Source organism: Raoultella sp. T31, from assembly GCF_002806725.1.
GTDB lineage: Bacteria > Pseudomonadota > Gammaproteobacteria > Enterobacterales > Enterobacteriaceae > Klebsiella > Klebsiella electrica.
On the sequence record NZ_PIBO01000004.1, the window covers coordinates 163,674 to 188,118 of the forward strand.

At 58.7% G+C, this 24,445-nt stretch carries 14 protein-coding genes; 11 read left to right on the top strand and 3 right to left on the bottom strand.

Features of this window, described 5'->3' with window-relative positions; genetic code table 11:
• Positions 1 to 6: 6 nt before the first annotated feature.
• From bcsA (CWM52_RS04490) to CWM52_RS04510, 5 genes are read left to right on the top strand one after another with little or no spacing between them, the layout of a single operon-like run.
• On the top strand, positions 7 to 2,118 hold the full coding sequence (bcsA, locus tag CWM52_RS04490) for a UDP-forming cellulose synthase catalytic subunit (RefSeq protein WP_100682987.1): 2,112 nt from the start codon (positions 7 to 9) through the stop codon (positions 2,116 to 2,118).
• Entirely contained in the window at positions 2,115 to 4,595 is a 2,481-nt protein-coding gene (bcsB, locus tag CWM52_RS04495; protein ID WP_100682988.1) for a cellulose biosynthesis cyclic di-GMP-binding regulatory protein BcsB, read from the top strand. The genes bcsA (CWM52_RS04490) and bcsB (CWM52_RS04495) overlap by 4 nt, the downstream gene beginning before the upstream one ends.
• Positions 4,592 to 8,644, top strand: coding sequence for a cellulose biosynthesis protein BcsC (locus tag CWM52_RS04500; RefSeq protein ID WP_100682989.1), 4,053 nt, complete (start codon positions 4,592 to 4,594; stop codon positions 8,642 to 8,644). Before bcsB (CWM52_RS04495) ends, CWM52_RS04500 begins: the two co-directional genes overlap by 4 nt.
• The gene (gene bcsD, locus CWM52_RS04505) at positions 8,644 to 9,120 is read left to right on the top strand and encodes a cellulose biosynthesis protein BcsD (RefSeq protein ID WP_165785340.1); all 477 of its coding nucleotides are present in this window, start codon (positions 8,644 to 8,646) and stop codon (positions 9,118 to 9,120) included. The genes CWM52_RS04500 and bcsD overlap by 1 nt, the downstream gene beginning before the upstream one ends.
• 11 nt (positions 9,121 to 9,131) lie before the next feature.
• The gene (locus tag CWM52_RS04510; protein ID WP_100682991.1) at positions 9,132 to 10,124 is read left to right on the top strand and encodes a glycosyl hydrolase family 8; all 993 of its coding nucleotides are present in this window, start codon (positions 9,132 to 9,134) and stop codon (positions 10,122 to 10,124) included.
• 187 nt (positions 10,125 to 10,311) lie between these two features.
• Here CWM52_RS04510 and bcsG read toward each other — a convergent pair whose 3' ends face one another.
• From bcsG to bcsE, 3 genes are read right to left on the bottom strand one after another with little or no spacing between them, the layout of a single operon-like run.
• On the bottom strand, positions 10,312 to 11,982 hold the full coding sequence (bcsG, locus tag CWM52_RS04520; protein WP_100682993.1) for a cellulose biosynthesis protein BcsG: 1,671 nt from the start codon (positions 11,980 to 11,982) through the stop codon (positions 10,312 to 10,314).
• On the bottom strand, positions 11,979 to 12,176 hold the full coding sequence (gene bcsF, locus CWM52_RS04525) for a cellulose biosynthesis protein BcsF (protein WP_100682994.1): 198 nt from the start codon (positions 12,174 to 12,176) through the stop codon (positions 11,979 to 11,981). Before bcsF ends, bcsG begins: the two co-directional genes overlap by 4 nt.
• Positions 12,173 to 13,729 (bottom strand): cellulose biosynthesis protein BcsE, encoded by a 1,557-nt coding sequence (gene bcsE, locus CWM52_RS04530; RefSeq protein ID WP_100682995.1) that lies wholly within the window; start codon positions 13,727 to 13,729, stop codon positions 12,173 to 12,175. The genes bcsF and bcsE overlap by 4 nt, the downstream gene beginning before the upstream one ends.
• 165 nt (positions 13,730 to 13,894) lie before the next feature.
• On the opposite strand from bcsE, the gene bcsR reads away from it, so the two are divergent.
• From bcsR to bcsC, 6 genes are read left to right on the top strand one after another with little or no spacing between them, the layout of a single operon-like run.
• Complete coding sequence (gene bcsR / locus CWM52_RS04535) at positions 13,895 to 14,083, top strand: cellulose biosynthesis protein BcsR (protein ID WP_100682996.1); 189 nt, start codon at positions 13,895 to 13,897, stop codon at positions 14,081 to 14,083.
• A gap of 11 nt (positions 14,084 to 14,094) precedes the next feature.
• A complete protein-coding gene (bcsQ, locus tag CWM52_RS04540) occupies positions 14,095 to 14,832 on the top strand; it encodes a cellulose biosynthesis protein BcsQ (RefSeq protein WP_100682997.1) in 738 nt (245 codons plus the stop codon).
• Positions 14,829 to 17,447 carry a UDP-forming cellulose synthase catalytic subunit gene (bcsA, locus tag CWM52_RS04545; RefSeq protein WP_100682998.1) on the top strand — a complete coding sequence of 873 codons (2,619 nt, stop codon included), beginning with the start codon at positions 14,829 to 14,831 and terminating at the stop codon, positions 17,445 to 17,447. Before bcsQ ends, bcsA (CWM52_RS04545) begins: the two co-directional genes overlap by 4 nt.
• A 10-nt stretch (positions 17,448 to 17,457) precedes the next feature.
• Positions 17,458 to 19,818 (top strand): cellulose biosynthesis cyclic di-GMP-binding regulatory protein BcsB, encoded by a 2,361-nt coding sequence (bcsB, locus tag CWM52_RS04550; protein WP_100682999.1) that lies wholly within the window; start codon positions 17,458 to 17,460, stop codon positions 19,816 to 19,818.
• A gap of 10 nt (positions 19,819 to 19,828) precedes the next feature.
• Complete coding sequence (bcsZ, locus tag CWM52_RS04555; protein WP_100683041.1) at positions 19,829 to 20,935, top strand: cellulose synthase complex periplasmic endoglucanase BcsZ; 1,107 nt, start codon at positions 19,829 to 19,831, stop codon at positions 20,933 to 20,935.
• Positions 20,917 to 24,396, top strand: a complete 3,480-nt coding sequence (bcsC, locus tag CWM52_RS04560) for a cellulose synthase complex outer membrane protein BcsC (protein WP_100683000.1) — start codon at positions 20,917 to 20,919, stop codon at positions 24,394 to 24,396. The genes bcsZ and bcsC overlap by 19 nt, the downstream gene beginning before the upstream one ends.
• Positions 24,397 to 24,445: the final 49 nt, after the last annotated feature.

Sequence of the window (24,445 nt, forward strand, 5' to 3'; positions counted from 1 at the left end):
TGCTGAATGAAAAAGTCTCTTTTCTGGTTGCTGGTACTGGTGCTATCGCCTGTTGCCGTTCTGGTCATTATTACGCCGATGGACAGCCAAAAGCAGTATCTTTTTGGTCTGCTAAGCATCGGTATTCTGTTTTTAATGGGATTTAGCAAAAAGCGCAGTATTTCGGTCATTATGGTCGTGACTTCGCTGCTGATGTCTACCCGTTATATGTATTTTCGCCTGACGCAGACCCTGCATTTTAACTCTACTATTGAGACGGTGCTGGGGATTGGGCTGTTTCTGGCGGAAGTTTATATCTGGGTGATGCTGCTGCTGAACTACCTGCAAACGGTCTGGCCGCTGAAGCGCGAAATTGTCCCGTTGCCGGATGATATGAGCACATGGCCGACGGTTGATATCTATATTCCGAGCTATAACGAACCGCTGGAGGTGGTGCGCGATACCGTTCTGGCGGCGCAGTGTATCGATTACCCGGCGGATAAAATGAAAATTTACCTGCTGGATGATGGTAAACGTAGCGAGTTTGCGGTATTCGCCGCCGACGTTGGGGTTGGCTATATCACCCGTAATGATAATAAACACGCCAAAGCGGGTAACCTCAACCATGCGATGACCATCACCCAGGGTGAGCTCATCTGTGTCTTCGACTGTGACCACGTCGCGACCCGCGTATTCCTGCAGGCGACGGTTGGCGGGTTCCTCAAGGACCCGATGCTGGCGCTGGTACAGACGCCGCACTACTTCTACTCGCCGGACCCGTTCGAGCGTAACCTTTCCGTTGGCTGCAATATCCCTAACGAAGGGATGCTGTTCTATGGCCCGATTCAGCAGGGCAACGATAACTGGAATGCGACCTTCTTCTGCGGTTCCTGTGCCGTGATTCGCCGTAAAGCGCTGGAAGATATCGGCGGCTTTGCGGTGGAAACCGTCACCGAAGATGCGCACACCGCGCTTAAATTTCAGCGTCTGGGCTGGAAATCATCGTTTCTCGACATTCCACTGGCCGCGGGTTTAGCCACCGAACGTTTAGTCGTGCACGTCATTCAGCGTACCCGCTGGGCGCGTGGCATGACGCAGATTTTCCGTCTCGATAACCCGCTACTGGGCCGCGGGCTGACCTTCCAGCAGCGCCTGTGTTATCTCAGTGCGATGATGTACTACCAGTTTGCCCTGCCGCGGGTGGTGTTTGTGACCGCCCCGTTAGCCTATTTGCTGTTTAACCTGAATATTATTTACTCCTCGGCGAGCCTGATCGTCTCGTATGCGCTACCGCATCTGTTCCTCGCGATTTATGTCGGCTCGCGGATGAACGGCCGCTATCGCTACAGCTTCTGGGGGGAAATCTATGACATCGTGCTGGCATTCCACCTGGTGCTGCCGACGCTGGTGACGATGATCTTCCCCAAACGCGGTAAATTCAACGTGACCGACAAAGGCGGGCTGCTGGATGTGGGCTACTTCGACTTTACCGTCGTCAGGCCGCATCTGGTGGTGGCGTGTTTGCTCGCGGCTGGCGTGATTGTCGGTATCGTCAGGGCCATTGGTCATGACTATTTCGGCTCTGATCCTAACGTTATCGCGCTGAACGTCGGCTGGGGGCTGTACAGCCTGATCTTCCTGCTGGCGGCGATTGCCGTCGCGCGGGAAACCCGCCAGGTGCGGAAAACGATCCGCATCGACGTCAATATTCCGGTATTGATTCACTACGCCAGCGGCATCGTTTCGCGCAGCCATACCGCAGACCTGTCGATGGGCGGATGCCGTGTCGCGGTCCCGGACGATCGTCATCTGCAGGATGATATCGAAGAGATTGAACTGATTCTGCAATCCGGCGCGATTTGTATTCCGGCCGAACAGGTTATCGCGGACGAACGCTTTATTCGCCTTAAGTTTGATGAAAACATTCCTCTCTCTCTGCGCCGTGAACTGGTACGAGTGGTGCTGGCGCGCGCCGATGCATGGATTAAGCCGCCGCGCCCGCAGGACAACCCGTTCCGTTCGTTTGTCACCATTTTACGCTGCGTATTTGAACTGTTCTGGCTGAGCTGGAAAACACGTCGCAGCCGCCGCCAGCAGAAACCTGTTGCGAGTACCGCGCAGGAGGATGGCCAATTATGAAACGATTAACCACGCTTGCGCTGCTGGCTGGCATGTTTTCTATACCGGCGCTGCACGGTGAAGAGGCGCCGGCCGATCGCTCTGCGCCGCTGAATTTCCCGTTACCGGGCGTGACCACGGGTGGTGTCCCCGCCGATGAATCTGCGTTAAGCGCCGGGGCGGAATCGTCGTCCGCGCCAGATGTTCCGGTGACGGCAGACCCTTCTGCCGCGTCAGAGTCATCGATCGCATCGACCCCCGCGACAACCGAACCGGCGGCAGATCCGGCCGCCTCGCTCCCCGTTATGCCTCCACCGGCCAAAACGGCAATAGCGGATGTCGCGCCGTTAACCTCAATAGTCGGGGGCAGTCTTAATCTGGCTCAGATGGGGATGCCGGATGGCATTATCCTCAGCGGCGGTCAACAGCAGGGTGGCGCCTCTTTTACGCTGCCTTCAGACCAGGTGGTGACCCACGCGGAACTGATGCTGGATGTTCAGGTCTCGCCGGATATGGCCGCCCGCAACGCCACGCTGCAATTGATGCTCAACGGCCAGCCTTTAGGTACGGTGCCGCTGGGCACCAACGAGGCGGATATTTCTCATTATCAGCTGGATATTCCGGCGGCGCTGATGGTCTCCAGCAACAACCTGAGCTTCAAAGTGAATGATGGCGACAACATGCAGTGCCTGCCCAATACGCCTGACACGTCGGGAGTCACGATTTTACCGGCTTCGCGTTTTAAGTGGGAAAGCCAGCCGCTGAATCTCAGCAATGATTTGAGCCATTTCCCGCGTCCCTTCTTTGACAGCATGCAGATGACCCCGGCGGATATCGCGGTGGCCTATCCGGAGAAATCGGCAGCGGATATCTTCAGCGCCGCAGCGCTGATCTCGTCGTGGCTGGGTATTCAGGCGGATTATCGCGGGATTGCTTTTAGCGCGCTGCGCGACCGTTTACCGGAGCGCCACGGCATTATTATCGGCCATCCGGGCGACCAGGTCGGCGGGCTGACGCTGCCGCAAACCGATAAACCGCTGCTGCAGATTGTCGATAACCCGGGTAACCCCACCTACAAACTGCTGCTGATTGTCGGGCAAAACGATGCGGACCTCCGTGCGGCAGCCTGGCGGCTGACCCGCGGTAATATCGCCCCGCAGACCGCGAGCCTGAGCGTGGATCCGCAGGCGATCCCTATCGACAAGCCGTATGATGCCCCGCGCTGGATCCCGACCGATCGGCCGGTAAAAATTAGCGAGCTGCTGCGTAAAGATCAGAGTATGACCGTAAGTGGCGTCTGGCATGAACCGCTGCGCGTGGCTTTCCGCGCCGCGCCGGATCTCTATCTGTGGGACGGGCAAACCATTCCTTTGCAGATTGGCTACCGTTTCCCGTCGGAAAACTGGATTGATGAGGATCAGTCGTTATTAAGCGTGACGCTCAATAACACCTTCCTGCACAATCTGCCGCTCAATAAGCAGGGGCCGCTGGAGAAAGCATGGCGTCAGCTGGGCGGCGATGTGCGCCAGGAGCGGTTTACCATTGCGCTGGCGCCCTATCTGATCTACGGGGATAACCAGCTGTCGCTCTATTTCAACGTGGTGCCGAAGCAAAACGCCCCCTGTTCGGTGGTGCTCAATAGCAATATCAAGAGCCGGATTACCGATGATTCGTGGATTGATTTAAGCAATACGCGCCACTTCTCGCTGCTGCCGAACCTCTCCTATTTCGTCGGTGCGTCGTTCCCGTTCTCGCGGCTGGCGGATTATTCGCAAACCACGCTACTGCTGGCGGAAAAACCGTCGGAAACGCAGGTCGCCACGCTGTTAAACCTGGCGGCTCGCTCGGGTAACGCCACCGGCACGGCGCTGGCGAACAACCGGGTTGTTTTAGGCGTCCCCAGCGGCGGGGCGGGCCTTCAGTACCTGCGCGATCGCGATGTGCTGGTGGTCAGCACCTTCGATCAGAAAACGTTTAACCAGCGCTTGTTAGAAGATTCTCCTTATTATCAGACGGATAATCAGCTGGGCGTGCGCGAGTCGGGACTGAGTTCAAAAATACAGCGCTGGCTGGCCGGCGACTGGACATCCGCCAGCCTCGATGCCGATCGCTATCTCTCCTCCAGCAGCGCCTGGCGTGGCTTTATTAGCTATCGTTCACCGTGGAACCCGCAGCGGACGGTGGTGGTGGCGATGGCCAGCACCGATGATCAGTTGACGAAGCTGGAAAGCGACCTTGATTCACCGCGAATCAACGCCGGTATCCGTGGCGATACGGCGATTATCACCAGCGACAATGGCGTTCGCAGCTTCCAGGTGAGCACGCCATTCCCTAGCGGGCAGATGCCGTGGTACATGATGGCCGTCTGGTATGCCAACCAGCACTCCGGTCTGCTTGCGCTGCTGGGACTGCTCGCGACAACGATAATCGGCCTGGCGCTTACCGCCATGTTTAAACGCCATGCACGCAAGCGTCTGAATTCGGGGGACAGCCAATGAAACGAGCCATTAAAATGAAGAGCAGGGCGACCCGCAGATTATCAACGCTTTGCCTGTCCGGCGCGCTGACCCTTGGCGCCCTCGGCGATGCCACGGCGGCGGGCAATGATGCCGCATTGCAGGCGCTGTTTGCCCAGGCGAACTACTGGCATGAAAAATCGCACGATGAGCTGGCGATGGAGTCGCTGCAGAAAGTGCTGCTGGTTGACGCCAACAACGCGCAGGCCATGTATCTGATGGCGCTGTGGGCCCAGCAGGGCGGCGACCTTCAGACGGCCGCCCAGTGGCGGGCGCGGCTGGCGAAAGCGTCGCCAGACAGCCCGAACCTGCAGGAGCTGGATAACGCCAAAAAATTGTCTCAGGTGCCGCAGGGGCAGCTGAGTCTGGCCAGACAGCAGGCGCGCAGCGGTAATATTCCGGCGGCGCTGGCGACCTGGCGCAGCATGTTCAACGGCAACACGCCGCCGCCGGGGCTGGCTGGCGAGTACTACATGACCATGGCCAGCGACAAGACGCTCTATCCGCAGGCGGTTAATGAGCTGCGTCAGTACGTGGCGCAGCATCCGCAGGAAAACGCCCCGCGCGTCGCCTTAGGCAAGGCGCTGACCTGGCGGGAAGATACCCGGCGGGAAGGGATCTCCATGCTGGAATCGATGGCCAGCGGCAGTAAAGATGCCGACAGCGGTCTACGCCAGGCGCTGCTGTGGCTGGGGGCGCTGGAGGGAGATCAGGCGTTTTACGATACCTGGATGCAGCGTCACCCGCAGGATACCGAAGTACAGAATTACTATCGCCAGCGGATAAGCGGCCAGGCGCGCGGCCAGGGGTTCGCTAACCTCAATAGCGGCAATACCACGGCGGCGAAACAGCAGTTTGAACAGGTGCTGCAAACCAACCCGCAGGATGCGGACGCGCTGGCCGGGATGGGATATATCGCCCAGCGCAACGGTGACTTCCAGGCCGCATCGCAGTATTTAAGCCGGGCGGCGGATCTCGGCGGTAATGATTCGGCGGCGCGCCGTCAGCAGGCGGCGGATGCGCTATTCTACGGCCAGCTGGCGCAGGCCCAGCAGGCGTACAAACAGGGCAATATTAGCCAGGCGCTGGCGCTCTCTGCGCCGCTGGTTCAGCAGAGCGGGGCGCGGGGCGCATCGGCCAAACTGTTCCGTGCCGATGTGCTGCGCCATAACAAAGATCTCCCTCAGGCGGAACAAACGCTGCGCTCGCTGCTCAGCGAGCAGCCGCAAAATGGCCCGGCGCGCGAGAACCTTTACTACATCCTGCGCGAGCAAAATAAAACGGCGGAAGCGCAGGCGATGTTACGCACGCTGCCGGAGAGTTTGCAGCAAAAGCTACAGCCGCGCATCGTGACCGGTATGCCGGGAGATTCGCTACGCCGACAGGCGCAAGAGCAGGCCAACAGCGGCAACGTCAACGGCGCTATCGCGACATTGCGCCAGGGGGTCTCCCGCTACCCGGATGACGCCTGGATGCGTCTCGACTTAGCCCGCCTGCTGCAAAAATCCGGCAATGACAGCGAGGCCGCGTCAACGATGGCCGCCGCGTATCGCCCCGGCGCCAGCAGTAACGCTCTCTATGCCGCCGCGCTGTTTGCCAGTGAGAACGGCGGCTGGCAGCAGGCGCAGACGCTGCTGGGGCGGATCCCCGCCGCCAGCCAGACCAGCCAGATGCGCGACCTGCGTCAGCGGGTCAACTACAACCTGCAGCTGACCACCGCGCAAGACTATCTCGCCCAGGGCAACACGGTGGCGGCCTCCAATACCCTGAAAGCGATGTCGGCCACGCCGCCAAAAGCACCGGCTGACGTGGGTAAACTGGCGCGACTGCTGGCGCAGAGCGGCGATGTTGCCACGGCGGTAACGCTGGTGCGCAACAATATCAGCGGCGGAATCAGCGGCAACGCCGGCGACTATGCCGATCAGGTAGCGGTCCTCAATCAGGCGGGGCTGACCAATGAAGCGCAAACGCTGCTGGCGAACCCGCAGCTTCAGGCAAGCAGTACGCCGACGCAGCTGGCGAGCATCCGCAATGGTTACGTGATCAACGAAGCCGATCGTCTGCGGGAGCAGGGCAACTATGCCGCGGCGTATGACAAGCTGATGGGCGCGATGCAAAGCGACCCGCAAAATACCGATCTGATGTTCGCGATGGCGCGTCTTTACCAGAGCGGCAAAATGAACAAAGAAGCCGGGGTGGTTTATGACTACCTGATGACCCGCGATACGCCGGATCAGGCGGCGCGCTCCGGCGCTATCGATGTCGCGCTGTCGGCCGGCAATAACGACCGGGCAGCGCAGCTGGCCGGCGGATTGCGTCAGGACAACACGCCGGATCGCCTGCTGCTGCTGGCGCGCGTCGCGGAAGCGCAGGGACACCATCAGCAGGCGATGACGTATCTGCGCAGCGCGCGCGGCAAACTGCTGGGGCTGCAGAGCAGCAACAGCGCGCAAACGCCGACCGTTGGCGGCGTGCTGGCGGCGGATAACCCCTTTGTCGGCGTCTCCCGTACACCGTCCACGATGCGAACGGCGTCGGCCTACGGGCAGTATATGCCGTGGCAGGTTTCCCAGGTGTCGACAGGCAGCGGAACCACGCTGCCCGGCATCCAGCGTCCCGACCTTCCGCTGGAGACCGCGCAAACCCGTATGCTGCGCCAGGTCGATACTATGATGGAGTCGCTACAGGATAAAACCGGCACCTGGCTGCAGGGCGGCATGGAAGTGCGTGGCCGCGACGGCGAATCCGGGACCAGTAAGCTGACCGAGATGAAAACGCCGCTGACCTGGTCCTCATCGCCGTTCGGCGACTCGCGTTTTGACTTTACCGTGACGCCGGTTTCGTTGAATGCCGGCACCGCCAGCGGCGACGCCTGGCGACGCTACGGCGCGAACCCGCTCTCCAATGCGGTCTCCAACATGGTTTCCACCGCCACCAGCGCGCAGGCGGCGATTACGGGGATGACCGAGACGGAGCGTACGGCGTACTTTGCCAGCCATCCGGGGGCCCTGGCCTTGAGTTCGCTGGGGACGTTGGATGCGTCAGATTTTAACGCCACGACCCGCAGCGGGATGGAGAATCTGGCGAAACTTGGTACCTATGACTCCGGACGGGTCGCCGGCTATCTGGCTTCGTCCAACCAGAAACCGAATGTCGATCAGACCAGCGGTTCGACGGATGCGCAGAAGGCAAATGGCGTCGAATTAGCCCTGGCGCTGGGCGGCGATGATTATCGGGTGGACATCGGCAGTACGCCGCTGGGCCAGGATCTCAACACCGTGGTCGGGGGCGTGAAGTGGTCGCCGAAACTCACCAACTACCTGTCGTTGATCTTTACCGGCGAGCGCCGTTCGCTGACCGACAGCCTGCTCTCTTACGTCGGGCTGAAAGATACCTACTCCGGGAAAACCTGGGGGCAGGTGACGAAAAATGGCGGAACCCTGCAGCTCAGCTACGACGATGGCGACGCCGGTTTCTACGTCGGTGGCGGCGGCTACAGCTACATTGGCAGCGATGTCGCCAGCAACACCAGTATCAACGCCAACGCCGGGGTCTATCTGCGACCTTACCATGATGAATATCGTCAGCTGCAGGCCGGTCTGAGTATGAGCTACATGGATTACTCGAAAAACCTGAGCTACTTCACCTATGGTCAGGGGGGCTACTTCAGCCCGCAGAACTACGTAAGCGTCTCGCTGCCGGTTAACCTGACGGAGAAGTATGACAACTGGACGATGAAGCTTGGCGGCTCGGTGGGTTATCAATCCTATAGCCAGGATAAGAGCGCCTACTTCCCGACCAATCCTGAATGGCAGCAGACCCTGGAGACCGCGGTAACCAATGGTTTTGCCAAAGAGGCATACTATTCAGCGACCTCGAAGAGCGGCATTGGCTACACGCTGCGCGCCGGGGCGGATTACAAGGTGAACAAACAGATGACGCTGGGCGGCCAGATTGGCTACGACACCTTCGGTGATTACAACGAGAGCACCGCCGGTCTCTATATCCGCTATATGTTGGGAGATAACTGATCATGACGGACAAAAACAACGCGGAAGTCATGGCCTGGTTTCAGCAGCAGCAAACCCCCGCGGGATGGTTTGATCTGCTGCTCATTATGATTGACGGGATGCTGAACAACGCCGGCGAGCTGGAGAGTCAGCCATTTTTACGTCAGATGGGGGAAGCTCTGGCCGATCGCTACCCGCTGCCGGAGTCAGAAACCGTCGGCCAGCTGGAGGTCAACATCAACCAGCTGCTCAGCCGCTTTCAGTGGGGGTTCGTCAGCGTGGATGTGGGCGATGACGGTCTGCGTTTACGTCATCGCGCGCTGCCGCTGAGTCGTGATGATGCGCGTCGCGTGCCCTGGTGCAATGCGTTTTGTGCCATACTCGAGGGGCTTTACTCTCGCTGGCTACAGGGACAAGGGGGCGGCGCGCATGTGGTGTTACAGCGTGAGCGGCTGTTCTCGGTTTCTGATGTTCAGTTTCTCTACTTCCATCCATAACGGGTGAACATATGTCTTTGCGTGCTGTAATCGCTGTTATGGTGACGATGGTGCTGCTGCCCCGCGCGTGGGCAGACACCGCCTGGGAAAGCTATAAATCACGTTTTATGATGGCTGACGGGCGAATTGTGGATACCGGCAACGGTAACGTTTCGCATACCGAAGGCCAGGGGTTCGCGATGCTGCTGGCCGTGGCCAAAAACGATCGGCCGGCCTTCGACAAGCTGTGGCAATGGACCGATAAAACGCTGCGCAATAAAGACAACGGGCTCTTTTACTGGCGCTATAATCCTGTGGCGCCGGACCCTATTGCTGACAAGAACGATGCGACCGACGGCGATACCCTGATTGCATGGGCGCTGCTGCGTGCGCAGCAGCAGTGGGGGGACAAATCCTATGGCAACGCGTCTGACGCCATTACCGCATCGTTGCTGAAAAATACGGTGGTGACCTTTGCCGGTTATCAGGTCATGCTGCCTGGCGCCGAAGGCTTTAACCGCAACGACCATCTTAATCTTAACCCCTCCTACTTTATCTTCCCGGCATGGCAGGCGTTTGCCGCGCGTACGCATCTGGTAGCCTGGCGTAAGTTGCAAAGCGACGGGCAGGCGCTGTTGGGCAAAATGGCATGGGGCAAAACGCAGCTCCCTACCGACTGGGTTGCGCTGAAAGCCGACGGCAGGATGGAGCCGGCGAAAGAGTGGCCGCCGCGGATGAGCTATGACGCGATTCGTATCCCGCTGTATCTCGCCTGGGCCAATCCGCAGAGTCCCCTGCTGACGCCGTGGAAAAACTGGTTCCAGAGCTATCAGCGGTTGCAAACCCCCGCGTGGATTAACGTCAGCACCAATAACGTCTCCCCGTGGTTCATGACCGGCGGCCTGTTGGCGGTTCGCGACCTGACCATGGGCGAGACGCCGGAGGATCCGCAAATTACCGCTCAGGATGATTACTACTCCGCCAGCCTGAAACTGCTGGTCTGGCTGGCAGGGCGCGATCGGTAAGCGTACCGCCTTCGCCCGGCTTGCCGTAGTGCAGTCTGCATCTTCTGCCCGACGCTGTAGCCGTTGCTTTCGACATCGCTCTGAATCGCATGGCCGATATCGCCCGGCGTGGCGCCAGGAGATGAGCGAAGTGGCGAGGGGACTGGCGAGTCATGGCCGCAGAGAACCCCTGCGGCCATTAACGGGGTTACTGCGGGTACGGTACCCAGCTTCCGCCGTTCAGCTGAACGTAGGGTTTCCCCTGGTACTGCACAACGATGGCGTTGGCGTTTTCCGATACCGCGGCGCTTTGCGGCAGATTGGCGGTGTACTGCTGCCAGTTCACGTTATCTTCGGTAAACATCTTGCCATCCAGCGCGCGAACCACCAGCTCCGACACGGCCAGATAGCTGGTTGGCTGGTCGATCATCAGCGGGGCGCCCTGATGCGGCGCCTTCATCCCGAAGAATTTCACCGCCGTCGGCACGTTGGTAATGGACGGGCTCGGGATATCACGCAGGCCAGAAACCTGCATTTTGTCACCTTTCAGCGCGCCGCCGTGCTCCGGTACGACCAGGACCATCACTTTACGGCCCGATTTTTCCAGCTCGCTAAAGAAGCTGTCCAGCTCGTCGAAGAGTTTCTGCGCGCGAACTTTGTAGTCCGCCGTTTTGCTCTGGCCCGGGAAGTGGTTGCCGTCGTGCAGCGGCAGGGTGTTGTAGAAGGTGGCGTTGCGGGCGTTACCCTGTTTATTTTCGGTTTCCAGCCAGCGGTTGAGGGTCGCTAAGTCATCATAGACCGGCGAGCCATCAAAAGCCTGCAGGCTGACCGGCAGCCCCGTTTGGTCCATCAGCGGACTTTGCATCCCGCCTAAGCTACGCAGCTCTTTCAGGAAGTCGCCAAACTGGCCGTTGTGGCCGAGCATCAGCTGTTGGGTGAAGCCGAGTTTTGCCAGATTTTCGAACAGGTAGCAGTCGTTGCCCGACGGTTGATAGAGGTTGGAATGCGACAGCTGGCCGCAGCTTGCGCGCAGCAGTCGTACCGCCGCCGGGCCGCTGTAGGAGGTCGCCGAGTTAAAGTTTTTGAACACAATATCAAAATGCTTCCACAGCGGATGATCCATCAGCCCGGCGGCTTCAATATCGGACCACGACAGCGAGCAAATGTTGATAACCAGCAGGTCAAACGGCTGGGCATCGGCCGGGAGCTGCTCCGGGAACGGCGTTTTGCGTTTCTGTTCTGAGGCATAGAACGCGTTCAGCCAGTTGGTCAAATTCTCCGGGGTGGGCGGTTCGGTTTGTGGCGGAATATCGCCGCTGGCGGCAGGGGCGCTCGCCTGGGCCACCGTCGCAGTTGTCGTCTTCACGGTAGTCGCCGCTGCCGTCGGCTGGCCCGCAGGCCATAACGTAAAGGCCGGAAGCAGCGGGCCGATCGCCAGCCACAGCATAATGGCGCAGACCACCACCGTGACGCGCAGCCACTGGCTGATGAACATCCACAGTACCAGCAGCAGGAAGAAGGCACCGACCATATTCCAGTTAATAAAGCGGGTTATCAGGTCCCAGATATAGCTGGCGCTGAAGCCAGCAAGCTGCGAGCCCTGGCTGAAAATACTTTCCGGCCCCGGCAGCCAGGTATCATGCCAGAACAATCCAATGCCGATCGGAATAGCTATCCAGTGTCGCAGCCGGTGAAGTTGATATTTCGGCACAGGGACCAGTAAAAACGCGAGAAAGACCAGGTTGAGCATCGGATGAAAATTAAGATATCCCGCCCAAAGCAGCGCAAACTTCACCAGGAAGTAAAAATTCCAGCCGGCCAGGCCACGCCAGTATTGCCAAAGCGGCAATGGCGTCGCATTTGTTTTTGGATTCGTCATTTATTCACTTTGCTTTGCTGAGTTGTTGCTTCCCGGCGTAATACGCCAGCCGGTTTGACATAACGAGGTTTAAAGAACATTAAGCGTAAGGTGGTGCGAATTCGGCGCTGGTAATAGCGCGTCAGGTATCCCAGCGGAAAAAACAGCAGGGCACAGAGTACGATCAGCTGAAGAATATCGCTGATGGACATCATGACGTTTTCTCCCCGTCGGTAGACAAGCGATGCGGCTGAGGAATGCGTCGCCAGCTGCGCCCGTCATGGGTCGCATTAATCGGGAGATTTTTCTCCATCGTAACCGGCAGCGGCGTGTTCCACTGTTCCGGTGAAATACCTCGCATCAGCACAATTTCCGCAGTGATTTGTTTATCTTCAAACCAGACCATGCGGTTGGAAAAAATATCGCCGGTGGGCAACGGGAAAATATGGTTTAACGCGGTATCGAGGTCGTTTACGCGACAAAATGACAGAAACAGCACTAACCGGTTGTTACCGATCGTCATGATATCGCCCAGACGGTTTGGTCGGCATAGCGTCAGCGCTTGCTCGACGCGCAGCCCCGGCGCCGGGCGCAGCGCCACCATCACGCCCTTGCTGTCCGCAGGCAGCATGGTGTTGGTCATCATGTTATGTACCGCGGCGCAGAAATCCCCCCACTTCTGGTAACCGCGTAGCTTGAGCGGCTGGCTCCAGGTCAGCAGGGTGGTGAAGTCTTCCGGGATATAGCGGGTGAACTTCTGTTTTTGCACGCTTTCCACTAACGTCAGACAGCGGGAAAGCGGTGCGCTGAAGGGGATAACCATATTCGCGCCGCTGCTGAGTAGCAGTCGCTCATCGGTCGTCCGCAGGCTAGGTCGCTGTTCGCGCACGACAATTTTCAACGCGCTGCCGCGCTGGCGGCGCAGCGTGTGAATATAGCGACCCAGTTGCTCAATCTGTTCGTTCTGCGTCAGGGAAAATAACAGCGTTGCCGCCTGCGCGGTGCGGGCGGCGTTAAATACGCCGTCATTGGTATCAAACAGCGTCCAGTATTCGGACAGGGCAGGCGCGCCTTCCAGCACTCGCAGGTTACTCAGGACGACCTTCTCATCGCTGCGCGGCTGCACCATGGCCTCTTCTTCTTCAGCCAGCCGCCAGCCGTCCTCATCCTCGATGAGCGTCAGTTGCTGCTGCGCGCTCATTCCTTTTTCACTGCCCCACCAGGCGATATCAAACAGAAAACTATCGCCCTGATAACGAATGCTCGCCAGCCCGGAAAGTGCCCGGTACTCGCGTAATAATGGCGAAAGCTGTTTGTCTATATCATTATCGGAATTAAGTATTAATAAGGAACACTTATGATATTTAGCCCACTGGTGAGATTTTTCTACCCACGCGATCATCTTCTCGCTTTTTATGTTTTTCCATGCATTTTCAGCGCATAGCAAAATAAAAAAGTAACTGGCTGGATCGACGGAGCACAGTAAATCACGATGCATTTCTTCCAGCCCGGCCGTCAGGTCAGGCATACTGAATAATGCCACTTTTTCCGGGCCGCTACCCTTTTTTAATGATATGATTTTATTTGGTTTTTCACCCATGACAATGGCAGCGACTTTACATTCTTTCTCCTGGGCCGCCAGAGTTTGATTGAGCAGGCTTACCGCGTCAGGATAGCGATCGACGTTCAGCCACCACACGCCCCCGACGGGCATATGACAGACTTCGTCCCATAGTGATGAAATACCTAAAGTATAAACGATATTCACGTCGTTCCTCGCGAGCCCTGATTCATACTGAATTAGTTTACTAGCGAAAGCGTCAGAGTAAACCTAACATTGAATTTAAAGGGTATCAGTTTTAGCATGGGCGGCTTGAGAATGAGCCTATTGCACATTGGGTTTTATTTATGTGTTTTTTGAATGGACAGCGAAATGCCAGGAAAAGAGCCTTTAGTACCCTCAGATGCAACTCTGGGTTACACCCTTCAAAATGATTTCCTGGCGTTAAGCCGGGCATTTTCCCTGCCCGAAATTGATTACCACGACATTTCCCGGCACGAGCAGTTAGCCGCGGCGCTGCAACGCTGGCCGTTATTGGCGGAATTCGCCGAGAAAAAGTAAGGACGCCGTCGATGGCTATTCTTGGATTACAGGGTATCCGCGGTGGCGTGGGCACCACGTCGATTACCGCTGCACTCGCCTGGGCGTTACAGCTCCTCGGGGAGAAGGTTCTGGCGATCGACGCCAGCCCGGATAATATGCTGCGCTATTTTTTCAACGTTGATGCGACGCATCGCGACGGTTGGGCGCGCTCGTTGCTTGATGGCGGCGACTGGCGTGACGCCGGTATCCGTTATACCTCGCATATTGATATTTTGCCTTTCGGCCTGCTCTCACCTGGCGAAAGAGAGAACGTTGATAAGCTCTGTCCGATGCTGGAGTCCTTTGTCGGCATGGTGGAGAAACTGGATCAACAGGGCGATCATCGCTGGCTGCTGCTGGATTTACCGGAAGGGTATTCCCCGTTGACTCGTTCGCTGCTGAGCGCCTGCGATCGCACGCTGGTGGTGGTGCATCCGGACGGCAACAGCCATATTCGCCTGCATCAACAGGCGCTGCCGGCGAAGGGCGATATTCTGATTAACGATCTGCGCGTCGGCAGCCAGCTACAGGCAGATTTACATCAGCTGTGGCTGGAGAGCCAGCGCCGTATTTTGCCGGTCGCGGTCCATCGTGATGAGGCGATGGCGGAGTGTCTGGCGGCGAAGCAGCCGCTGGGGGAATACCGTTCTGATTCGCTGGCCGCCGAGGAGATCCTGACCCTCGCCAACTGGTGCTTGCTGCACTATTCCGGCAAGGGGATGCCATGATGCGCCTGAGCACCCTGTTACTGGCACCCCCGGTGGCGCAACGCCTGCGCGAACGCTACAGTGATTATCGCCAGCATGGCGCATCGTGGCTGTCCGCATCGTTGGGCTGCCTGTGGGCGTCGCTGGTCTGGGCGCTGATGCCGCTGGAAACACCGCGCTGGCAGGCGATTCTGAACAACCATCGTGACTACTTCCCGCATATCAATCCCCATCGCCCGCGGCTGCTGGATCCACTGCGCTATCTGCTACAGTCCCTGTGGCTGCTGGTGACGCATGTGCCCGGGGCAGATAAAAAGGCGAACTGGCGTTCGTTTGTCGCCATCGAAGGGGTGCACGGACGCTACACCCAGTGGCTGGATACGCTTCCCGAACGGATGAACAGCCGAACCGCCCATCTGAATAAACACAAAGAGCTGGCGCACGTCAGCCCGAAGCTGCGCAAGGCGATTCTCGGCGTGGTCGTCACTTTCTCGCTACTGCTGTCGCTGCTGTGTATTACCCAGCCCTTTAACCCACTTTCGCAGCTTATTTTCCTGCTGTTGCTGTGGGGCGTGGCGCTGCTGGTACGTCGTATTCCCGGACGTTTTTCGGCCCTGATGCTGATTGTCCTCTCGCTGACCGTCTCCTGCCGCTACATCTGGTGGCGCTATACCTCGACGCTGAACTGGGACGATCCTGTCAGCCTGGTGTGCGGCGTTGTGCTGCTGTTTGCTGAAACCTACGCCTGGCTGGTGTTGGTGCTGGGCTATTTCCAGGTGATATGGCCATTGAACCGCCAGCCGGTTCCATTACCCAAAGATATGGCCGAGTGGCCAACGGTGGATATTTTCGTTCCCACCTACAACGAAGACCTTAACGTGGTGAAAAACACCATTTATGCGTCGCAAGGCATCGACTGGCCGAAAGATAAGCTCAATATCTGGATCCTCGATGACGGCGGGCGCGATGAGTTTCGTCAGTTCGCCAAAGACGTCGGCGTGCATTACATCGCCCGCACGACTCACGAGCATGCCAAAGCCGGGAATATCAACAACGCGCTGAAGTACGCAAAAGGCGAATTTGTGTCGATCTTCGACTGCGACCACGTGCCGACGCGCTCGTTCCTGCAGATGACCATGGGGTGGTTCCTGAAAGAGAAAGAGCTGGCGATGATGCAGACGCCGCACCATTTCTTCTCGCCCGACCCGTTTGAACGCAACCTGGGACGTTTCAGGAAAACGCCGAACGAGGGGACCCTGTTTTACGGTCTGGTGCAGGATGGTAACGATATGTGGGACGCCACCTTCTTCTGCGGATCCTGCGCGGTGATTCGTCGTGTCCCGCTGGATGAGATTGGCGGTATCGCTGTGGAAACGGTGACCGAGGATGCCCACACCTCCCTGCGTCTGCACCGGCGCGGTTACACGTCCGCCTATATGCGCATTCCGCAGGCTGCCGGCCTGGCGACCGAAAGCCTTTCGGCACATATTGGCCAGCGTATTCGCTGGGCGCGTGGCATGGTACAGATTTTCCGCCTGGATAACCCCTTGTTTGGTAAAGGACTTAAGTTTGCCCAGCGGCTCTGTTACGTCAACGCGATGATGCACTTTTTATCCGGTATTCCCCGGCTTATCTTCCTCGTCGCGCCGTTGGCGTTTTTACTGCTGCACGCCTATATCATCTATGCGCCGGCGCTGATGATCGCGCTTTTCGTCTTACCGCATATGATTCACGCGAGCCTGACGAACTCGAAGATTCAGGGTAAATATCGCCACTCTTTCTGGAGCGAAATCTACGAAACGACGCTGGCCTGGTATATCGCGCCGCCGACCTTTGTCGCGCTGATTAACCCGCATAAAGGCAAGTTCAACGTGACGGCGAAAGGGGGACTGGTGGAGGAAGAGTACGTCGACTGGGTCATTTCCCGCCCCTATATCTACCTGGTGCTGCTCAATCTGGTGGGCGTGGCTGCGGGGGTCTGGCGTTACCTCTACGGCCCGGAAAACGAGATCCTGACCGTGTGGGTCAGTATCGTCTGGGTGTTCTATAACCTGGTTATCCTTGGCGGCGCGGTGGCGGTCTCGGTGGAAAGTAAACAGGTCCGTCGTTCACACCGCGTCGAAATGAGCATGCCAGCGGCAATTGCGCGCGAAGATGGCCACCTGTTCTCCTGTACCGTGCATGACTATTCCGATGGCGGGCTGGGGATCAAAATTCACGGTAAGGCGCAGGTGCTGGAAGGGCAAAAAGTGAATCTGCTGCTCAAACGCGGCCAGCAGGAATATGCCTTCCCGGTCAGGGTCGCGCGCGTGAATGGCAGCGAGGTCGGTTTGCAGCTGATGCCGTTGACCAATCAACAACATATTGATTTTGTACAGTGTACGTTTGCCCGTGCTGATACGTGGGCGCTTTGGCAGGATAGCTTCCCGGAAGATAAACCGATGGAAAGCCTGCTGGATATCCTGAAGCTGGGGTTCCGTGGATATCGTCACCTCGCGGAGTTCTCGCCGCCGTCGGTGAAGGTTATTTTCCGCTCGCTCACCATGCTGGTTGCCTGGGTAGTCTCGTTTGTTCCCCGTCGGCCTCAACGTGCCGCGGCGATACTCTCTTCGGAACCAGAAATGGCTCAACAATGATGATAATGCGATGAAAAGAAAACTCTCCTTGATTTGTGCAGTGGCTGTGGGAATGGCTGGTTGGTCATCCTTCGCCTCTTTTGCGGAGCCGACGACCGCCATTGCGGCGGCGCCAGCCCCTGCGGCGACGGATCCGCTAGCCGGTGGGCTGACGGCTCCGGCCCCGGTCATTGCCGACAGCCAGCCGACGGCATCCCTTGCCGCGCCGCCGGCGTCGGCGGTCGTCATGGAGAATGTGCCGACCCGCGACGTGAAGCTCTCTTTTGCCAGTATCGCCCCGGCGCCGGGCAGTATGGTGCTGCGCGGGGCACACCCCGACGGCTCGGTAGAGTTTGGCATGCGCAGCGATGAGGTTGTGACGAAAGCCCTGCTGAATCTCGACTATACGCCGTCTCCTTCGCTGCTGCCGGTGCAGTCGCAGCTGAAGGTGTACCTCAATGATGAGCTGATGGGCGTCCTGCCGGTCACCAAAGAGCAGCTGGGTAAAAAAGTCAGCGCGCAGATCCCTATCGATCCTCTGTATATCACCGACTTTAACCGCGTGCGGCTGGTGTTTGTCGGCCATTATCGCGATGTGTGTGAGAACCCGGCCAGCAGTACGCTATGGCTGGACGTCGGGCGTGACAGCAACCTGGACCTGACCTATCAGGCGCTGGCGGTGCGTAACGATCTGTCCCATTTCCCGGTACCGTTCTATGACCCCCGGGATAACCGTTCGTTGACGTTGCCGATGGTTTTTGCCGCCTCGCCGGATGCCCGGCAGCAGCAGGCGGCGGCGATTGTCGCCTCCTGGTTCGGCAGTAAAGCCGGCTGGCGCGGCCAGGTGTTCCCGGTGCTGTTCAACACACTGCCGGATCGCAACGCCATCGTGTTTGCGACCAACGATAAGCGCCCGGACTTCCTGCGGGAACATCCGCCGGTGAAGGCGCCGACCATCGAAATGATCGACCATCCTGACAACCCTTACGTCAAGCTGCTGGTGGTCTTTGGCCGCGATGACAACGATCTGCTGCTGGCCGCCAGGGGCATTGCGCAGGGCAATATTCTGTTCCGCGGCAGCAGCGTGGTGGTCGACGACGTCAAAGAGTTGCAGGCGCGTAAACCTTATGACGCGCCGAACTGGGTGCGTACCGATCGTGAAGTCACCTTCGGCGAACTGAAAACCTATGCCCAGCAGCTGCAGTCCAGCGGCCTGGTGCCGGATTCCATTAACGTGGCGCTGAGTCTGCCGCCGGATCTCTATTTGCTGCGTGCCAACGGCATCGATATGCGGCTTAACTATCGCTACACCATGCCGCCTATCAAAGACAGCTCGCGCATGGATATCAGCCTCAACGACCAGTTCCTGCAATCCTTCAGCCTGAACAGCTCTCAGGACGTGGATAAATTGATATTGCACCTGCCGGTGCTACAGGGGCTGCTGGACGGTAAGACCAACGTCAGTATCCCGGCGCTGCGTCTCGGGGCGATAAACCAGCTGCGATTTGATTTCCAGTACATGAACCCGATGCCGGGCGGCTCTATCGATAACTGTATTACCTTCCAGCCGGTGCAGAACCACGTGGTTATTGGTGACGATTCGACGATTGACTTCTCGAAGTATTATCACTTTATTGCCATGCCGGATCTGCGCGTGTTCGCCAGTGCCGGCTTCCCGTTTAGCCGGATGGCCGATCTGTCTGACACGCTGATTGTGGTGCCGCCCGCGCCGACGGAGGGTCAGGTGGCGACGCTGCTGGAATCCGTTGCCGGTATCGGCGCGCAGACCGGTCTGGCGGGGATCAATATGCAGGTCACCGATGATGGCAGCAAAATTAAGGATAAAGATGCCGATCTGCTGTTGATTGGCTCGATTCCGCCAGCGCTGAAAGATGACACCAAAATTAGCCTGCTGGTCGATGCGACAAAGAGCTGGGTGAAGATGCCGATGCGTCATTACGACCTGCCGGGCATTTATCCGGACGATGAGGCCAGAACGCCCAATACGCGCACGGATATCACCTCCTCCGGGCCAATGGCGGCCATTATCAGCTTCCAGTCGCCGTATTACGATCAACGCAGCGTCGTGGCGCTGCTGGCGGACAGCCCGCGCGGTAACGAACTGTTGAACGGCGCGCTCAACGACAGCGGTAAGCGGGCGGCGATGTTTGGTTCCGCCTCGGTGATTCGCGAATCCGGGGTGAACAGCCTGCGCGTGGGCGATATCTATTATGTCGGGCACCTGCCGTGGTTTGAGCGTATCTGGTTTGCGCTGTCCAACCACCCGGTGCTGCTGGCGATTCTGGCTGCGGTGAGCATTGTGCTTCTGGCATGGGTACTGTGGCGCATGCTGCGTATTCTCAGCCGTCGTCGTCTCCACCTTGATGAATGAGTAAGCGATCATGAACCCGATTCGCGCAGTTATCCTGTCGGTTCTGATGCTGGCGGCAGCGCAGGTGAGCGCCGCCTGCCAGTGGCCGGCCTGGGAGCAATTTAAAAATGAGTATGTGAGTACCGAAGGGCGGGTGGTTGATCCCGCCGATTCGCGTAAAATCACCACCTCCGAAGGGCAAAGCTATGCCTTGTTCTTCGCGCTGGCGGCAAACGATCGCGACGCTTTCGGCAAGCTGTTGCAATGGACCCAGAACAATCTGGCGGCGGGCGACCTGCGTGCGCGCCTGCCGGGCTGGCTGTGGGGCAAGAAAAGCGAAGATGAGTGGACGCTGCTGGACAGCAACTCCGCGTCTGACTCCGATTTATGGATAGCCTGGTCGCTGCTGGAAGCGGGGCGGTTGTGGCAGGTGCCGCAGTACACCGAGGTGGGCAAAGCGCTCCTGGCGCGTATCGCCGGGGAAGAAGTCGCGGATGTGCCGGGGTTCGGACCGATGGTGCTGCCCGGCAAAGTTGGTTTTGCCGACGATAAAGGCTGGCGTTTTAACCCCAGCTATCTTCCACCGCAGCTTGCCAGCTACTTCAGCCGTTTTGGCGCCCCGTGGCCGAAACTGCGCGACAGCAATCTGCGTTTTCTGCTGGAGACGGCGCCGAAAGGTTTTTCTCCTGACTGGGTGCGTTACGAAAAAGGACAAGGCTGGCAGCTGAATGCGGACAAACCGATAATCGGCAGCTACGACGCGATTCGCGTCTATCTGTGGGTCGGGATGCTCGATGATGGGGATAAACAGAAAGCGCGGCTGCTGGCGCGTTTTAAACCGATGGAAACGCAGACGATTCGCCAGGGCGTACCGCCGGAAAAAGTGAATATCGCGACCGGTAAAACGACCGGCAATGGCCCGGTCGGATTTTCAGCGTCGATGCTGCCGTTTTTACACAATGACGACGCCCGGGCGATACAGCGCCAGCGCGTTGCGGACCACTATCCTGGCGCCGATGCCTACTATAACGTGGTCCTGACTCTTTTTGGCCTGGGATGGGATCAACACCGTTTCCGTTTCACGGCGGATGGCGAATTACGACCTGACTGGGACCAGCAATGCGTAAGTTCAGATTAAGTATTATCGCGCTGTCTCTCGGGGTCGGCCTGCTGCTGCAGGCGCAGGCGGCGACCACCCCTGCCGAGGAGCATCTGCTGGAGCAGGTCCGGCTGGGTGAGGCGAGCCAGCGTGAAGATCTGGTTAAGCAATCCCTTTATCGCCTGGAGCTGATTGACCCCAATAACCCGCAGTTAATTGCCGCGCGAATGCGTTATTTGTTGCGCCAGGGCGACACCGACGGCGCTAAAAAACAGCTCGACAGGCTGGCGAAGCTGGCCCCCGATTCCGCAGAGTTGAAATCCTCCCGTAGCGAAATGAACCTCAGCACCGGCGACGGGAGGCAGGAGCTTCAGCAGGCGCGCTTGCTGGGGGTATCGGGGCATGTAGAAGAGGGCATGGCCGCCTTTGAAAAATTGTTCGGCGGCGTGCCGCCCGATCAGGCCCTCGCGATTGAATACTGGACGCTGGTGGCTCGACTCCCGGCGCGGCATAAAGAAGCCGTCGCTCAGATGAAGAAACTGGATGCCAGCTCTCCGGGCAATGCCGACCTGCAGGCGTCGCTGGCCAAACAGATGTTTGCCGACGATAAGCCGGAAGAAGGGTTTGCTTATCTCGAACAAATGGCGCGCTCGGCCGCCGGTCGCGGCACCGCGGCCGATATGTGGCTCAGCGAAATCAAAGATATACCGGTCAGCCGGACCAGCGTGCAGGAACTGCAGCGTTTCCTGGTCCTGTTCGCCACCGGGGAATCGGCAGCGAATGCCCGTCTGTTGCTGGCTCAGCAACAGGCTCAGTTGCAGGACCCGACGTTTCGCTTGCGGGCTGAGGGACTGGCGGCGGCCAAGAATGGTAACTCCGCCCAGACCGTGGCCAATTTACAGCAGGCTGTACGAGCCGATGCCAGGGACAGCGACGCGGTGGGCGCGCTGGGCCAGGCCTATTCGCAGCGTGGCGACAGAGCCCGTGCCGTCGCACAGCTGAACAAAGCGATCGCGATGGATCCGAAAAGCCCGAATCGCGATAAATGGGACAGCCTGCTACAGACCAACCGCTACTGGTTGTTGATCAAACAGGGCGATAACGCGCTGAAGGCCGGAGAGCTGGATCGGGCACAACACTATTATGCGCAGGCTCAACGGGTCGACGGCAGCGATAGCTATGCGGTGCTCGGGCTCGGGGATGTGGCGGCGGCGCGCAAAGATAATGCGGCAGCGGAACGCGACTACCAGCGCACCCTGCGGATGGATCGCGGCAACAACCTCGCGGTGCGCGGGTTGGCTAACCTTTATCGTGCGCAATCGCCGGAAAAAGCCAGCGCTTACATCGCCAGTCTGTCGCCTGCCCAGCGGCGCAGCATTGATGATATCGAGCGCAGCCTGACCAATGAACGCCTGGAAAAACAGGCCGAAGCGCTGGAGAGCCAAAGCAACTGGGCGCAGGCGGCGGAAATTCAGCGTCGGCGTCTGGCGCTTGACCCGGATAGCGTGTGGATTACCTACCGTTTATCCCGTGATTTAGTCAGCGCAGGCGAACGGGCACAGGCCGATACGCTGATGCGTAATATGGTCAGCCGCAAGCCGGGAGATGCCGAGCGGGTTTATGCCTGGGGTCTCTATTTATCCGGTAATAATCAGGACGATCTGGCGCTGGCGCAGCTTGCTGCCCTGCCGCGTAGCCAATGGACGGATAACATTCGTGAGCTGGACGCGCGCCTGCAAAGCGCTAAGGTGATACGCCAGGCTAACCAGCTACGCGACAGCGGCCAGGAAGCACGGGCTATCGCCCTCATTCAACAGCAGCCGCCGCTGGTTCGCTACCGGCTGACGCTGGCGGACTGGGCGCAGCAGCGCGGCGATAGCCAGACGGCGATTGCGCAGTATAACGCGGTGCTGAGTCAAGAGGCCGATAACGGCGATGCCCGTCTGGGACTGGCGGAAGTCTACCTTGCCGAAGGTGATAAAAATGCCGCGCGCGCCCAGGTCAGCCAGCTGAAAGGCGGGGAGAGCGATTCCATCAATATGCAGCGGCGGGTGGCCCTGGCGAACGCGGGATTGGGCGATATCGCCCAGGCCCGACACATTTTTGACCGCATCATCCCGCAAGCTAAAGCGCAGCCGCCGTCTATGGAAAGCGCGCTGGTGCTACGTGATGTAGCCCGATTCCAGGTCCGGAGCGGCCAGCCGCAGGTGGCGCTGGAGAGTTATAAAGATGCGATGGTGGCTTCTGGCGTGACCCCGGTCCGCCCGCAGGATAACGATGCCTTTACCCGCCTGACCCGTAACGACAGCGGCGATGACTGGCTGAAGCGCGGGATCCGCAGCGACGCCGCGGATCTCTATCGCCAGCAGGATCTTAACGTCACCCTCGAACATGATTTCTGGGGTTCGAGCGGTACCGGCGGCTATTCCGATCTTAAAGCGCACACCACGATGCTGCATGTGGAGGCGCCGCTCGCCGATGGACGCATGTTCTTGCGCACCGACCTGGTCAATATGGATGCCGGTAGCTTCGCGACGAAAAGCGACGGCAGCTATTCGCCAAACTGGGGGACCTGCGGGGAAATCGCCTGTACCAGCGGTAGCAAGAACCAGACCGACGGGGGAGCCAGCGTCGCGGTAGGCTGGAAGAATGAGACCTGGAGCGCGGATATCGGCACGACGCCGATGGGTTTCAACGTGGTTGATATGGTGGGCGGACTGAGCTACAGCAACGATCTCGGGCCGTTCGGCTACACCCTCAATATGCATCGCCGACCGGTTTCCAGCTCGCTACTCGCTTTTGGCGGACAGCAGGACAGCAGCAGCCATACCGGGACAACCTGGGGCGGCGTCCGCGCTGACGGCGGCGGCGTGAGCATGAGCTACGATAAGGGCGAGGCCAACGGCGTCTGGTCTTCGCTGGGCGTCGATCGGCTCACGGGGAAAAACGTGGCCGACAACTGGCGCGTGCGCTGGATGAGCGGTTACTACTATAAAGTCATCAATGAAGATAACCGCCGCGTCACCGTGGGCCTGAACAATATGCTCTGGCACTATGACAAAGACCTGAGCGGCTATACCCTCGGCCAGGGCGGCTACTATAGTCCGCAAGAGTATCTCTCGTTCGCGGTACCGGTCACCTGGCGTCAGCGCACGGAAAACTGGTCATGGGAACTGGGAGGGTCCGTCTCCTGGTCCCACTCGCGCACCAAAACCATGCCGCGCTATCCGTTGCTGAATTTGATTCCCGCGGACTACCGGGCCGATGCCAGTCCGTTGACGGAACAAGGCGGCAGCAGCCAGGGCTTTGGTTATACCGCCCGGGCGCTGGTTGAACGGCGTGTCACCGGTAACTGGTTCGTTGGCGCGGCGGTGGATATTCAACAGGCCAAGGATTATACCCCGAGCCATGCGCTGCTCTACGTGCGCTATTCGGCCGCCGGCTGGCAGGGCGACATGGATATGCCGCCGCAGCCGTTGGTGCCTTATGCAGACTGGTAGCAGAATAGCCTGAATTACGCGATCGGGCGTCACTCCACCCGCCGGTTCG